Here is a 14,181-nt window from a genome sequence, read left to right on the forward strand (position 1 = left end):
TCTTGGTGTGGGTTATTGCAGTACGTAAATGACGAGGAACAGACCGATCCAGACCACGTCGACGAAGTGCCAGTAATAGGACACCACAATCGCACTAGTGGCTTCTCGGTGGGTAAACACTTTCACGGCATATGCCCGGCCAATTACCAGGAGGAACGCAATGAGACCGCCGGTGACGTGCAAGCCGTGGAAACCGGTGGTCAAGTAGAAAGCGGAACCGTAGGCATCGGAGTTCAGCGCCAAGCCTTCACTGACTAATACGGCATATTCGTAGACTTGCCCCGCGATGAAGATTGCGCCCATCAGGTAGGTGAGGAAGAACCATTCGATCATTCCCCACTTGGTGGGGGACGCCCCTGTTGCACGTGGTTGAAGGCGCTCGGCAGCGAACACGCCAAATTGGGCAGTCACACTGGATAGCACCAAAATTGTGGTGTTGATGGCCGCGTACGGCACGTCCAGAAGTTCGATTCGTGACTCCCACAGCTCTGGGGAGGTGCTCCGCAGAGTGAAGTAAATGGCGAAGAGGCCGGCGAAGAACATCACTTCGCTGCCTAGCCAGACGATGGTCCCCACTGCGACAGTGTTGGGCCGATTGATGGTGGGCTGAATATTCGCAGTGGTCGCTGTAGTCACCCCCATATTATGCCCGATGTCTCTGGGAATCGTGGACCACGAAACCCCGGGGGAGGAGCACAAAGTAGGCTGGGAATATGTCGAATGCTTCCCGAACATGGCCGGAATTGCTCCAGCACATCCTCGCCAACGGTGACCTCTCGGTGTCAGAAGCCAGCGAGGCGATGGGTCAGGTCATGGCCGGTGATGTGTCTGACGCCCAACTGGCGGCCTTTTTGGTTGCCCTCCGAGCTAAAGGCGAAACGGTTGACGAGGTGGTGGGCTTTCGCTCGGCCATCCTGGACAACGCCGTACCTCTTGACGTGCCGGCGATGGTGTTGGACATTGTGGGCACTGGGGGAGACCCTTACGGTGCGGTCATCAATGTGTCATCGATTGCCTCGATTGTGGCTGCAGCCGCTGGAGCCCCTGTCGTGAAACATGGCAACAGGGCAGCGAGTTCAGCGTCGGGAGCCAGCGATGTTCTTGCCCAACTGGGTGTGAATCTAGATCTCACACCCGACGACGTCGCAAGGGTGTTCCACGAAGTCGGTCTGACATTTGTGTTCGCGGCAAAATTTCACCCTGGTTTTCGCCACGCAGCAAACGCCCGCAAGGAAATCGGGATTCCTACGGTATTCAACATCTTGGGTCCGTTGTGTAATCCGGCGAGGCCCGAGGCCAGTGCCGTCGGGGTGGCAAACCTTGAACGGGTCCCGCAGATGGCTGGCGTCTTTCGTACGCGAGGAGCAACTGCGCTGCTCTACCGCGGCGATGACGGTATCGACAAAATGACGACGACCGGACACACTCGGGTGTGGGAAGTGACTCGCGGTCAAGTTATTGAGCACGTTATTGATCTGGAGGAACTTGGCTTACCGAAAGCCCGCATTGAGGACTTGCTGGGGGAGAGCCCACAACACAACGCCACTCTGGCACGTTCAGTGCTCGCCGGGGATGCCAGCCCAGCCAGGGACATTGTCGTCCTCAACGCCGCTGCCGGATTGACATCCTTCGCCCTTGCTCAGAATCCCGCTGAGCAGGACCGACCGCTCCGAGAACGCCTTGTGGAGAACATCACTCTGGCCCAGGCGACTATTGATCAGGGAAGCGCTCAGGCCAAGTTTGACGCCTGGGTCGAGGCAACCCACGCCTCAGCCGCATAGTCCATTTGGGTCTAAGCCGTACTGGTCGTGTCGTGTGGGTGCGCTACGGGTTCTGGCTTCCAGCGCAGTGCGATCCGCACAATCGCAAGCAGTAGAACAACTTCGATCGCGCTGGCCAGGACGTAGTAGCTCCATTCGCCCACTGCGCCACCGATGACGGTGATGAGAAAAAGGCTGCCCACGATGATGTTGGTCACGCGATTTGCCCGCCGGGGGAGTACGAGGGCCAACGGAATCATCAGGGTGGGAATCAGGACGTAGATGATGACACCGAGGAGAAAGCCAGGGCCGATGTCGAAGACATATATCGACCCGCTGTCAATCTGTGCCCGCACATCCGCTCGGTAGAGCGAGAAGAGGTCAACAAAGGCGACGGCAATCATGGTCGCCATCCATAGCGAGGAGACGATTACTCGGTCATCAATCCGCTGACTGAAGGGGGATGCGGTGGTCATAACACTCCTTTTTACACTCGTAAGAATATAGACACTAGCCTTACAGCAGTAAGATTGCAAGAATGGTGGCCATGCCGGGAAAAGAGCGACTCTCGAAGGAGCGGATCATTGACGCCGCAGCCCGCGTCGCGGACCGCGGGGGAATAAACGCGGTCACCATGCGCCAGGTGGGCTCGGAACTAGGGGTAGAGGCGATGTCGCTCTATCACCACGTATCCAACAAGGACGCGCTATTGAATGAGCTTTCTGAATGGCTTTTTCGCAAAATCCAAATACCTAACGTGGATGCAAGATGGCGAGATGCGCTTTCGGAGCGCGCACACTCCGCGAGTGAGGTGCTTCGCGCGCACCCCTGGGGGCTCGGAATGCTGGAATCACGCCCTCAACCAGGACAATCGCAGCTTCGACACTACGACTCGATGATGGGTCGACTCTCAGAAGCAGGATTTTCCGCGACGCTCGCCACCACAGCTTTTGCCACAGTAGACGCCTTTGTGTTCGGATTCGTCCTCACTGAGAGCACCCTGCCTTTCGACCCAGCGACAGGAGCGGAGCAAGAGTACGCAGATGAGGTGGGTCTAGACGAGTCGGAATTTCCCCATCTGGCGCGCACGCTGGGAGATCTCTTTAGCTCGGGTCACTATTCATTCGGCGATGAGTTCTCGGCTGGGCTCACCATATTGCTCGACGGCATCGAACGGCGGCTGCTCGGGGAGTGAGTGGTTCAGTGCTTAACAGGCGGGCTGATTTCGCTAAACTGACATAATAAGTATTATCGGTTAAGTCGAGTGGGTTGGATTGAGCCTGTTTCCCTAAATAGCCCCGCCCGCGGCACGTACCTCGTCAGCACTAGGCATCGCAATGGCCCCGCCCCGGCGCGACGTGACGATTCCTGCGACACGTAATGCGTGTCTGACCACCGTCTGCCAGGTGTCGTGATCGCCCGGCAAACCGTTACTCGCCAGTTGATGGACGATCGCCGCCATGGTGGCATCGCCACCGCCTGTTGTGTCGACGACCGGAAATGTTCCTGGTAACGCAATCTCCGTCTGCTGGTCGTGACTGTAAAGGGTGACAGGCGCACCACCGCGAGTGACCAACACGGCCTGGGTGGGACCATCAAGCGCCGCCCAGGCTACAGAGTCGGCTGACTGGTTCGGATAGGCCGCCTCAATGTCCTCGAGACTGAATTTCACAAAATCTGACTGATTGATGAGTAGCCCGAGTCGCCTGCGGTAGTCATCCCAATTCGACACCATGCGTGGCCTCACGTTGGGGTCGAAGGTTTTAATACCCGTTGCCACTCGGAAGCATTCAGTGAGCGTTTCGTAGGTCACATCCTCTAGGACCACCAAAGAACCGGTGTGGACAAGAGCAGCAGAAGCGATTTGTTGGCGGTTAGCCGTCGCGGGAGGTAAGAAACCGTATGACGCGGGGCTGGCGTAAAACGCATACTGCGGCTCGGCGTTGACGAAAGACGTCATCGCAATCGTGGTGTTGATCTCTTTCACATCTACCGAAAGGTCAACACCGATGCCCTGATCGACAAGGAAGGCCTTGAGCTTTCCGCCCAGCGCATCGGCGGCAAACGAACCGGCAAATTCCACACGGGAACCAAGCCGTGCGGCACCGACCGCGACATTCATTGGACTGCCACCCCAGGCCGCCATGTAGTGCGGTTGGGTGTGGGCGGGTGCCACACCGCTTGTGGCGTGCTCTGGGTCGGAGACTTCGATCATGTCGACCAGTGCCTCGCCGATACTGACAATATGTCCGCTCACGGTGCCTCCCGGGCTGATCCTTTTTTAGGGTGTGCGTTGTGCGCCACCTGGCGCAACAGTTCGGGCAATTGGCGAGGCTCAAAAGGCTCTCTGGTGGCTAATAACTGCTCCCGATTCCACCACCGCCAGGCGGTCACGTCAACCTGTTCGGTATCGCTCCAGCCTGAAGGGTCTGGTTCAAACTCGCCTTCTATGTGGGCGAGAAAATATTCCTGGTGGGCCCCCGGATAGATGGCTTCGTCGTAGGGCAACGGAACATCTTCCACCCACACTGTGGGCCCCAATGTCCGCACGACCAGGCCTGTCTCTTCCCACACTTCCCGAATGGCGGCCTTCTCGTGAGACTCACCAGGGTCGACTCCCCCTCCGGGTAACACCCATCGGGCCCAATTACTCGAATCTGGTGCTCGGGTAAAGAGCATCAACACGGTGTGGGAAGGAGAGAGCAAAAGCACCCGACTGGTGGGTCGAAGCGCGGCGAACACTGTTAGTTGCTGGGGCTAAACGAGCTGGTGTCTCCCACCAGCCGGGTGTGATCTTCAGGGATCTCATCGACAATGGCCCTGGTGACTTCAGCCGCAAATTCCTCGACGTTGTAGATCTTGCCGGCGACTTCTTTTCGTTCATCAAGCGCCCCGGGGTGGATGCGGTTCAGAAGCGTTGCCGTCACCGTTCCTTCAATCATGTCCCCCGAGACCACGACAAAACCCACACCTTTGGCCTCAAGCTCGTCTTTCATCGCCCGCAAGGCATCCTCGCCGGCACGCTTTGACAGCGCTACAGGCCGGTATTCCGGCATGGTGTCCACCTCGCGAATGAAATGTGCCTGGTGGCTGGTGATGAACACTACCCGTCCGCCAGGAGCGAGCAAGGGCAACGCGGCGTTGAGGACCCCGACTTGGGCGTCGCGGTTGAGTTTCATCGCATAATCCTCAGCAACATCGGCTTCCATGCCACCAGAGGCGTTCAACACAAGGATGTCTAGCCCGCCAAACTCTGAACGCAGGGCACCCATCATCCCTAATACGGCAACCGGGTCGGTGAGATCACCGCCAACAACAATGGCTTCTCCCCCGGCGTCAGTAATCTCCCGAGCAATCTTCTGAGCTCGGGCTTCTTTGTTGCGGTAGTTAATGGCTACTCGGGCACCAGCAGCCGCCACGTACTCGGCCACCTGAGCGCCTATACCGCGGGAAGATCCGGTGACGAGCACCCGTTTGCCGAGAAGTTCATGAGTTTCCAAGGGAGCAGACATGCCAAGAACCTTAGCAACCCTCGGAGAGTACGCTGAGCTTAGGCATGCCCATTGGCGATAAAAGAGGACAGGTGTGAGCGTTGTCTTTCTTTTCTGAACAACCACACCTGGTGGTCGCACACCGTGGCTTGGCGCTTCATTTCCCGGAGAACACCCTTCCGGCATTTAGCGCGGCAGTGGAGGTCGGTGCCGATATTTTGGAAACAGACGTCCACGCATCCGCCGACGGTGTGGCCATGATTTCCCACGACCCGAATCTGCTTCGCTTGGCCGGCCGGCCTGAGCGGATTTCTCAGCTTCGTCAGCGTGAGCTGTCAGCGATTGATTTGGGTGGTGGAGTCACCATGCCTTCGCTGGCGGAGTTGTTGGAAGAGTTTCCTCGGGCGCGGTTCAGCGTCGATATCAAACACCCCGCTGCGTTAGAACCCGTGGTGACTACTCTGAAGAAAATGGGGGCCACCTCGAGGGTGATGATTGCCTCGTTCTCTTCGAAAACGAGGGCTCGCGCCCTCAAAGCCCTCTCCCCCATTGTGAACTGCGCAACCAGTCAGCAACTCTTTCCCGCCTACCTCGCCTCCCAGCTAGGGTTGCCGCGTATTGCCCACCGTGCTCTCGCGGGAGCACAGGCAGTGTTTATCCCCCCCAATTGGCGAGGGATAAACCTCCTCACCCCGCGCTTTGTGTCACAGCTCACTGAGCGAAAAGTGACCTTGGGTGTGTGGACCATCAACGATCCGGAACTGATGACCCGCTATTGGCAGCTGGGAGTGCGAGCGATGGTCACCGACCGGGCGGATTTAGCAATCCAGCGTCGCGAACTGATGCCCTGACCGGGCTATGACGCCTGGAGCCCGCAATCGCCAAGGCGCTCAAGCCCAAGGCGATGAGCCACCACTCCCACTGCTTCCCCCACCGGGCTGCAGGTGTTGTGTGGGTGGCGGTGGGAACCCTCTCGATCATGTAACCCTCGGTATAGGTGGGGAGGCGATCCAGGTCTTTTCCCTCCGGGGTGATGATCGCACTGGTTCCGACTGTAGAAATATTCACCACGCTTCGACCCAGTTCAACCGCTCGAAGCCGGGCGATAGCTAACTGTTGAAGACTTTGGTCGGTGCGCCCAAAATCAGCGTTATTGGTGGGGGCAAAAATGATGTCCGCACCCTCATCCATCATCTGGGCGAAAATGGCGTCGTCGACGATGTCGTAGCAGATCGCAATCCCGGCGGTGTGGGAGTCGATCGAAAACACCGTATCGCGGGTGCCAAAGCTGTAATCCCTGGGGACGAGGTCGAAAAGTTCTGGCGCCAGCGGGTAAATCAGCTCCCTGGCGGGAAGGTATTCGGCGAACGGAACGGGGTGAATTTTGTCGTATTGATCGGAGGCCCCGGAGCCCCCTTGTCCATCTTCCTCCCATAGCAACACGCTGTTAAACGTCTCGTCACCGTCTCTAGTGATGGTCCCCACCACCAGCGGGGCATCCATTTCTCGCACCACTTCATTGGCGATGGCGGCCGCCATTTCGTCACGCAGTGGATCAATATCGGATGCGTTTTCCGGCCACACCACAACGTCGACTTGTTCGCCGTAAATCCGTTGGGTGACGAGGTGATGGTCACGCAGATTGTCACCGCGTTCATACTGTGCAAAGAGTCCGGCATCGGCGTTGCCTTGAATGGCGGCAACGCTCATGTGGCCACTAATCGTTGTGGGGAAAGCCGGCCAGACAACAAGAGCTGTCACCACAGCCAACGCCAGCGCTGCGCGAGATTGCCTGCTCACTCGATGCTCCAGCCACAGCACAACCCCGAAGGCGGAAAGCCAGGCGAGGATAAAGCTGAACACGCCAGGACCCACCCACGCCACGAGAGGCGTCAGCGGTGTCTCCGATTGGCTGTGGGCAAGCCGGGCCCAGTTGAAACCCCCCGAGGGCCACACCCCCGAAACCGATTCGCGCAACAACCAGATACTGGCCAACACGGTCGGAAGCATGCCAAGTGTTCCCACCGGTCCCGACCACAGCTGGGGTATCCAGCGCCAGGCCAGGGTGAGGAGTGCGAACCCCAACGCAAAAAAGGCGGTTTGGGCAATCGTGAGCCCAAACCACGGCACAGGGCCGAGATACACGGTGAGCCACCAGATGTGAATGCCGTAGTAGGAAAACCCACCCACAGCGCCCACCAACAGCGACGAACGAACGCTCAGGCCTCGGGCAGCGAAAATCATCAAAGCGGCACCCACAAGAGTGAGTGGCCACAGGTTTGTATCGGGGTGCCCCAAATCCATCACCCAGCCAGAAACTACGGCCAGTGTGAGGGCGACAAGCAGTGGTAGCCCCAGTGGACCGCGACCATTCCATGCAGTCACTGCGTGGGTTCGGGCTACAACACTCACACCGGAAAGCCTAGACAAGGCTGCTGAGGGCCACGATCCCCCGGAACACTTGCGCTTTGGCTTCTCGCGCCCGCTTACCTACAGGACCGTCATCGACCTGTTCGATGTGGTCCAGCACATCGACCACTTGTTTACACAGTCGAACAAAGTCGCCGACTGCGACATCGTCGTCACCGATTACTGCCGCGAGGTCCGCTCCCGATGCCCACTCCCACATGGCCCAGGCTCGGTGGGCTGAAAGCGGATAAGGCCCGCTTAGGTGGTGCCTGCGCTCCACAATGTCTAAGCGCTCCCACAACTCTTCAGTGTCCTTCAGGGCCGCCCGAAAAGGCCCCGGGGGTAACTCTGAGGGTTTGGGGGGCATTTCGTCTGCGCGGCCTTCGTGCACCAGGACGGAGACCATCGCAGCCAAACTGGCAGGGTCCAACTCCGACCACAGCTGGCGGCGCAGCGCCTCAGCCGTGAGTAGGTCGCGTTCACCATAGATTCTTCTCAGGCGCTCACCGTGGACACTGAGCGTGTAGTCACCGTCGCCAGGGCGCAGGTAGTCCAGCTCTTCCAACACGCCGACTACCCGGTCGAATACGACGCTGATGGCTCCAGTGCGCTGCTCAATTTGTCGCCGAATTTTGTCGGTTTCTCGTTGAAGCCGCCACCAACGCTCCGCCCACCGGGCATGCGATTCTCGGTCTGGGCAATGGTGACAGGGGTGTTTTTTGAGCTCAACACGCAGCGAATCTATTTCGCTGCGTTCGGAGTCGTCGGAGGTGCGCCGGAGCGCTTTTTCCCGGTCTGAGAGGTTTCGTCGAAGCGCCGCGTAGTCGCGAAAATCGCCCCGATCACAGGTGATTGCTTCTTCATAACCGGCTAACGATTCCTCGTTGCGCCGAACGTTCTTGGCCATTTCCACCACGTGGCGGTCGGCTTGGAATTGGGCGAAAGAACTTTCCAAAATGGTGCGGGTCGGTTCGTGCCCGAATTGGGCAATCAAGTTCACGGCCATGTTGTATGTCGGGCGGAAACTGGAGCGCAGTGGGTAGGAGCGCTTAGAAGCCAACTGGGCGACCTGTTCAGGGTTCATCCCCGGCCGCCAGGTGATGACCGAATGGCCTTGTGTGTCGATCCGCCTTCTACCGGCCCGCCCCGTTAACTGAGTGTACTCCCCCGCGGTAATCGGCTTTTTCGATTCACCATCAAACTTTTCAAGCTTCTCCAACACGACAGTGCGCGCAGGCATGTTGATGCCTAATGCCAGGGTTTCCGTGGCGAAGACTACGCGCAGTAATTTCCGCCGAAACGCTTCTTCGACCACTTCTTTGAATACTGGCAAGAGCCCTGCGTGATGGGCTGCCACCCCGCGCAGTAGCCCATCCACCCAGGCGTGGTAGCCCAATACACCGAGGTCTTCTTCGTCAAGACGTTCGCATCGTTCCTCGACGAGGTCGAGAATGGCCGCCTTTTCTTCCGGGCTGGTCAGGTCGACGCCGCGGTCAAGTGCTGCTTGGACGGCCTTGTTGCACCCCACTCTCGAAAACACGAAGAAAATGGCGGGAAGCAGGTCTTCGCTTTCCAACAGTCGAATGACTTTTGCACTGGAGACTTTTGGCGAGGCGGTGTTGTCGTATCGCCGCCCGCCACGGCCACGGCGTGCTCCGCGCGGCTGGGCGTAGCGTCCGCCCTGGTTTCGTTGGAGCGTGTGCACCAGTTGAACGATTTCGGGGTTTACTTTGGGGGTGACCCCCAGTTGGTCGCTGCGAAAAAGGGGCACCATCCGCTCCCCCACCAGCATGTGCTGGTAGAGCGGAACGGGCCGTTCCTCACTGACGACAATGTCGGTGTCGCCTCGCACGGTGTGCAACCATTCACCAAATTCTTCGGCGTTTGACACCGTTGCGCTCAAGGAAATGAGTTGGACGGTATCGGGCAGGTGAATGATCACCTCTTCCCAGACAGCCCCACGGAAGCGATCAGCGAGGTAGTGCACTTCGTCCATCACCACGTACGCCAAATGCTCTAAAAGCTCACTGTGGGCGTAGAGCATGTTGCGCAGTACCTCGGTGGTCATAATGACCACACGGGCGTGTGGGTTAATGCTGGTGTCGCCGGTGAGTAGACCAATCTGTGACGCCCCGTACACTTCGACCAGTTCGGTGTATTTCTGGTTGGACAGCGCCTTCATCGGGGTCGTGTAAAACACTTTGGCTTCGGTGGTCTGCAGGGCCAAAAAAATGGCAAACTCTGCGACAGCAGTCTTCCCCGCCCCTGTCGGTGCGGCAACGAGGACACCGCGGCCGGCTTCGACCGATTCGCAGGATGCGACCTGGAACGGGTCCAAGTCGAACGCGAGGGTCTCACGGTAAGCCGAAAGTCCCGGGGAATGGGTGCGCTTGGTGGCTGCGCGGTAACGCTCGGCGGGAGAAAGCTTCGCCGACGATGGCTCAGCCAACGTCGCTGCCTGTCTCAGCCAGTGCGTCGCTCTCCAAGCGGGCCGTTTTTTTCGCTGCCCGGCGGTCGTGGAGCCACGTGATTCCCGCTGCCAAGTAGTACAACACAATCATCGGGATGGCGAGCAAAATCATTGACATGACGTCCGCCGCGGGGGTGGCGATCGCGGTGAACAGGGCAATCAGCACGATGGCAATCCGCCAGCCCTTGATGATCGCCTGGGCACTCAAGACCCCGAGAACGTTTAAGACCACCAGAAATACAGGGAGAACAAAACCGACGCCGATTGCCACCACAAGCTTCAACGCGAAGTCCAAATACACCCGTGCAGTGAGAAGCGTTGCGGACTGTTCGGGTGCGAATCCGGTCAACAAAATCACGATGTTGGGCAGCACCATCCACCCGGTAAACACTCCGGCAAAGAACAGTGGGACGGCGGCGGCAAGAAAACCCAAAACCACCTTTTTTTCTTTGGCCACCAGGGCTGGCACGAAATAGGCCCAAATTTGGTAGAGCCAGACCGGGGCCGACAGCACTATGCCAAGGGTCAGAGCGATGGCGATTTTGGTGTCAAACGCTTCGCTGACGCTCGTGTAGTTAATTTCGGCGTTGCGGTCGCGCTCTTCGGCAATTTCCAATACCGGCTCCGACAAGGCTGCCCAGACAAGGTCGGCTAAAAACCACCCCGCCACTCCGGCGAGAATGATCGCCACCGCGCTGACCAGGAGGCGTTTGCGAAGCTCAACCAGGTGTTCCGCGAGGGACATCCTGGCCCCATCGGATCTGGCCACGGTTAGTTCTTCGGAAGTTCCTGCTCGTCGGAAGCTGCAGCCTTGTCATCCTGGGCAGGTTCGGCCTTGACCTCAGATTTGAAAATTTTCATTGACTGCCCGAGGCTGCGTGCGAGGGCGGGAAGCTTAGGTGCGCCGAAAAGTAAAATAATGAGGACCAACACAATGAGGCCAGTCCAGCCCCCCAAATTGCCACCCATTACCTGCTCCTTCTTCGCGTCACTAAAGATTCAATACGTCTGGAGTGTAACACCGGGGGCTTAAGCATCTCCGGAGGTTTCGGAGGCGTGCAAAGCGCGTGTGGCAAAGTCCCGTACAGCCGCCTTTGCCGATTCCGGGCCACGCACCCGCACCACCCCAGGGTGGGAGCAGACAAATCGCACGAGAGCGTTTTCGTGGGCAAAAGGAATCGTGGCCACGAACACGTCGCCCTCTTTTTCGGGCGGGTTGTGACGGTCAAGATATTCGGCAATCAGTGCGAGGGCGTGGGGATCACATTCAATAACCACCTGGAGGTCAGCCGAAGACGGATCAAAAATCTGCCACGATTCCGGTTGGCTTACATCCGGGTGCTCCCCAATCGGTGCGGACAGGGCCTCCACCTGACCCATTCGGTCCAAGCGAAACACCCGAAGCGCTTCACGGCTGTGACACCAGGCCCGCAGGTACCAGGTGTTATCCCGCGCTTCGAGGGTGATGGGGTCGACACTGCGTTTCGTCGCCTCCCCCGAGGAAGTCAAATAGTCAAAGCTCACCTGGGTGCCGGCACCAATTGCCTGGTCGAGCAGATCCCTCGTGGAATCAATGGGGGCTGATTTCACCACCAGTGTGTCCCCCGCGTCACTTCCTGTCAGCGTGCGCAGTTTGGCCAATAAGGATTGGACGTCGCTGCGCTCGCCGTAACGCGGATGGGCGGCCAAATATTGCAACCCGGCGATAAGTGCGGCCAGTTCGCGGGGAGAAAACCGTGGTTGCTGGTCAATCACGATGGTGTTTTCGAAACGAATGACGGAGTCGTGTTCTAGCGCATCCCAGTCGATATCGAACAAATCAGCGTGCAGGTAGGCGGAGGAGTCTCCTGGAATTCCCGCACACGCTATTAACTCGACCGCTTTTTTGATGTCCTTTTCACTTCGGCCAAACTGTGCGGCGGCCTCGGCAATGCTCACTTCCCCACGGTCCATCACGAAAGGGACCAGTGCGAGAAATAGGACAAGGTTTTCCCCGGTCGGGTGTGAGGTGCTATTGGCCATGTTCGACCACCACGGTGTTCAACGCATCACGGTGAGCCACTCGTACGGCATCAGGTTCGATAGACCGAATGTCGGGCCCGTATCCGGCAAGCTCAACCCCCAGGGCAACCGCATCGGTGAAATGCACCACGACGGTGTCGCCTTCTACGGTGCTGCCGGGGCGATGAGCCAACTCCAGGGCAGCGACACTGCCCGGTGTGACTTGCACGCGGGCAGTCTTAGACCAAAACAGTTCGTCAAGCTCTGCGGTGATTGAGTCAATTTGCCCGGGGGCTGCGCCTCTAGCGGGTGCATCCACTGCCTTAATGGGCGACACAATGCGTCGCAGGAGGAAGGTGCGCTCGGTGGCATCAGGCTCTTCGAGGCTGATCAGGTGCCAACGGTTCTCGTGCAGCACGATGGACAGCGGTGACACGGTTCGGGTGGTGGGCTGACTCATACCGGGCTTTAGATAGTCAAAGCGCACCTGGCAACCCTCGGCCACGGCGCGCCTGAGGGCGTCTAAGGCGGGGTCTCGTGCAGTGATCATCGGCAAAAACCCGACCAAGGGCTCGTCCACAGAGACTCCGTAGCTGGCCAGTTTCGTGTGCGTGAGACGGGCTTCTACCGAGAGGCTCCCCTCACGCCAGACCGCTGCGGCAGTGTTCAGCAGTCGAATGTCTTGAGCATCTAGTTGCCATCCCTGGGGCGAGTCGTAATCGGCTTTGGGGATGCGATAGAGGGTGCTCTTGTTGTTGCCTTCGTCTTCGGCAGGAATATAGGTCTCCAGCGGTATTCCCAACTCCCGCACGGTGTCCTTATCGCGCTCAAAGCGACGCTCGATGGTGGCACGTTGGACACCCGCTTCGACATCTTCCCGATATCCGCGCACAGTGGTGAGAATGTGGTCTTTTGACAGACCTTGGCTGGTCGCCATCAACGCCAAGATCAGATGGAAGAGTCGATCTTCTGGTCTAATCGTGGGCGCGGTCACGGCCACATCCTACGCACCCGGAATGTAACGGGGTTGCTTCGCTCGCCGTGGGGGAAAAGACCAGGACTCTAGCGGGTTCCCAGGATGTCGAAGACGTACACCAGGGTGGCCCCATCCGGTACACCTGCAGGACCAGCACCTTCGGCGTAGCCGGCACTGGGCGGAACGACAATAGCGACCTGAGATCCCACTGTTTGGCCTAAGAGGCCCTCGTAGATCCCGCTGATAACTCCTTCGACGGCTCCTTCGGTAGATCCGTCGACCAGCACAATGTCCAGAGGGGTCTGCTGATCGAAGCTGGAGGAAAACATTTGCCGGGTTTCCCAGACCACCCCGGTGAAGTGGACAACGGCGGTATCACCACTGTCAAGAGGTGCTCCGACACCTTTTTTCACGGTGTGTACCTGGAGATCCTCCGGGGGTGCGCCCATGGGGAGTGTCACACCGTGGAAACCCTCTGGGTGGGTGACGATCATGGGTGAACCGGATTCGGCGGGCTGTTGGCGGCCGTCGGCCCGATCTAGGTAGGTCTGCACAATGTCCACGACCACAACAACCGTGGAGTCGTTTTGGACCAGCTCATCTTCGGGGATAGGCCCGAACACGTTTTCGACCGTGTCGGTCACAACAAGGCGGTCACCGGCTTTCGCGCACTGCAAAGACCTCGCAAAAAAGTCTTCGCTTTCCGGGTCAACGACCCGGCGAACCGCCTCTTGGTCCACAAAGCTGCTGGCGGTCAAAAACTGTCCATCGGAACCGAGATAGGCGGCGACGTGGAAGTCGACGGCTGAACCGGTGAGTGCAGCCTGGCCTTCGCCAGCAATTGTTCGAGAAACTTCCTGCCCCTTGGTAACGAGCGGGGTGGGAAATACGGCCACTGGGGCGCTGCCCTCGGTCTCGGCGTCTTCAACATCGACCAAACTGGACGCTTTGCCGGAGAGGGCAAGTGGCTCGCAACCGGGATCGCCCGCGGAGGCAACGGAGAATCCTCCTGCAACGACACCTATTCCGATGAGACCTGTAATGGCAAGCGACAGCCCAGTAATTCTTGTCATG

General features: G+C 58.6%; 15 protein-coding genes. 3 read left to right on the top strand and 12 right to left on the bottom strand.

Going from position 1 to position 14,181, the window contains the following annotated elements; translation table 11 throughout:
- Window positions 1-12: 12 nt before the first annotated feature.
- Window positions 13-642, bottom strand: a complete 630-nt coding sequence (gene ctaE, locus C3B54_RS04965; protein WP_104913514.1) for an aa3-type cytochrome oxidase subunit III — start codon at window positions 640-642, stop codon at window positions 13-15.
- Window positions 643-713: 71 nt separating this feature from the next.
- Between ctaE and trpD the strand changes: the two genes are divergently transcribed.
- Entirely contained in the window at window positions 714-1,781 is a 1,068-nt protein-coding gene (gene trpD / locus C3B54_RS04970; RefSeq protein ID WP_104913515.1) for an anthranilate phosphoribosyltransferase, read from the top strand.
- 11 nt (window positions 1,782-1,792) lie between these two features.
- Here the strand turns inward: trpD and C3B54_RS04975 are convergent, their stop codons facing one another.
- Window positions 1,793-2,236 (bottom strand): DUF6326 family protein, encoded by a 444-nt coding sequence (locus tag C3B54_RS04975; RefSeq protein ID WP_104913516.1) that lies wholly within the window; start codon window positions 2,234-2,236, stop codon window positions 1,793-1,795.
- A 71-nt stretch (window positions 2,237-2,307) separates the two neighbouring features.
- Between C3B54_RS04975 and C3B54_RS04980 the strand changes: the two genes are divergently transcribed.
- Window positions 2,308-2,955, top strand: coding sequence for a TetR/AcrR family transcriptional regulator (locus tag C3B54_RS04980; RefSeq protein ID WP_104914278.1), 648 nt, complete (start codon window positions 2,308-2,310; stop codon window positions 2,953-2,955).
- A 93-nt stretch (window positions 2,956-3,048) separates the two neighbouring features.
- Here C3B54_RS04980 and C3B54_RS04985 read toward each other — a convergent pair whose 3' ends face one another.
- From C3B54_RS04985 to C3B54_RS04995, 3 genes are read right to left on the bottom strand one after another with little or no spacing between them, the layout of a single operon-like run.
- Window positions 3,049-4,017, bottom strand: coding sequence for a PfkB family carbohydrate kinase (locus tag C3B54_RS04985; protein WP_104913517.1), 969 nt, complete (start codon window positions 4,015-4,017; stop codon window positions 3,049-3,051).
- Window positions 4,014-4,502: an NUDIX hydrolase gene (locus C3B54_RS04990; RefSeq protein WP_104913518.1), complete on the bottom strand. Its 489-nt coding sequence runs from the start codon at window positions 4,500-4,502 to the stop codon at window positions 4,014-4,016. Before C3B54_RS04990 ends, C3B54_RS04985 begins: the two co-directional genes overlap by 4 nt.
- Window positions 4,503-4,504: 2 nt before the next feature.
- Entirely contained in the window at window positions 4,505-5,272 is a 768-nt protein-coding gene (locus C3B54_RS04995) for an SDR family oxidoreductase (protein ID WP_104913519.1), read from the bottom strand.
- A 110-nt stretch (window positions 5,273-5,382) separates the two neighbouring features.
- Between C3B54_RS04995 and C3B54_RS05000 the strand changes: the two genes are divergently transcribed.
- Window positions 5,383-6,102 (top strand): glycerophosphodiester phosphodiesterase family protein, encoded by a 720-nt coding sequence (locus C3B54_RS05000; protein WP_158665548.1) that lies wholly within the window; start codon window positions 5,383-5,385, stop codon window positions 6,100-6,102.
- Here the strand turns inward: C3B54_RS05000 and lnt are convergent.
- The 7 genes from lnt to C3B54_RS05035 all read right to left on the bottom strand — a co-directional run bounded on the left by lnt (window position 6,053) and on the right by C3B54_RS05035 (window position 14,180).
- Entirely contained in the window at window positions 6,053-7,663 is a 1,611-nt protein-coding gene (gene lnt / locus C3B54_RS05005) for an apolipoprotein N-acyltransferase (protein ID WP_245867799.1), read from the bottom strand. The genes C3B54_RS05000 and lnt overlap by 50 nt on opposite strands.
- Before the next feature lie 10 nt (window positions 7,664-7,673).
- A complete protein-coding gene (locus C3B54_RS05010; protein WP_104913521.1) occupies window positions 7,674-10,109 on the bottom strand; it encodes a DEAD/DEAH box helicase in 2,436 nt (811 codons plus the stop codon).
- Window positions 10,102-10,899, bottom strand: a complete 798-nt coding sequence (tatC, locus tag C3B54_RS05015; RefSeq protein WP_245867801.1) for a twin-arginine translocase subunit TatC — start codon at window positions 10,897-10,899, stop codon at window positions 10,102-10,104. Before tatC ends, C3B54_RS05010 begins: the two co-directional genes overlap by 8 nt.
- A 2-nt stretch (window positions 10,900-10,901) precedes the next feature.
- Entirely contained in the window at window positions 10,902-11,099 is a 198-nt protein-coding gene (gene tatA, locus C3B54_RS05020; protein WP_104913523.1) for a twin-arginine translocase TatA/TatE family subunit, read from the bottom strand.
- A 60-nt stretch (window positions 11,100-11,159) separates the two neighbouring features.
- Complete coding sequence (locus tag C3B54_RS05025) at window positions 11,160-12,152, bottom strand: helix-turn-helix transcriptional regulator (RefSeq protein WP_104913524.1); 993 nt, start codon at window positions 12,150-12,152, stop codon at window positions 11,160-11,162.
- A complete protein-coding gene (locus C3B54_RS05030; protein ID WP_104913525.1) occupies window positions 12,142-13,125 on the bottom strand; it encodes a helix-turn-helix transcriptional regulator in 984 nt (327 codons plus the stop codon). Before C3B54_RS05030 ends, C3B54_RS05025 begins: the two co-directional genes overlap by 11 nt.
- 68 nt (window positions 13,126-13,193) lie before the next feature.
- Window positions 13,194-14,180: an FKBP-type peptidyl-prolyl cis-trans isomerase gene (locus tag C3B54_RS05035; protein ID WP_104913526.1), complete on the bottom strand. Its 987-nt coding sequence runs from the start codon at window positions 14,178-14,180 to the stop codon at window positions 13,194-13,196.
- Window position 14,181 lies beyond the last annotated feature (1 nt).

This window comes from Pontimonas salivibrio (assembly GCF_002950575.1).
Lineage (GTDB): Bacteria > Actinomycetota > Actinomycetes > Actinomycetales > Microbacteriaceae > Pontimonas > Pontimonas salivibrio.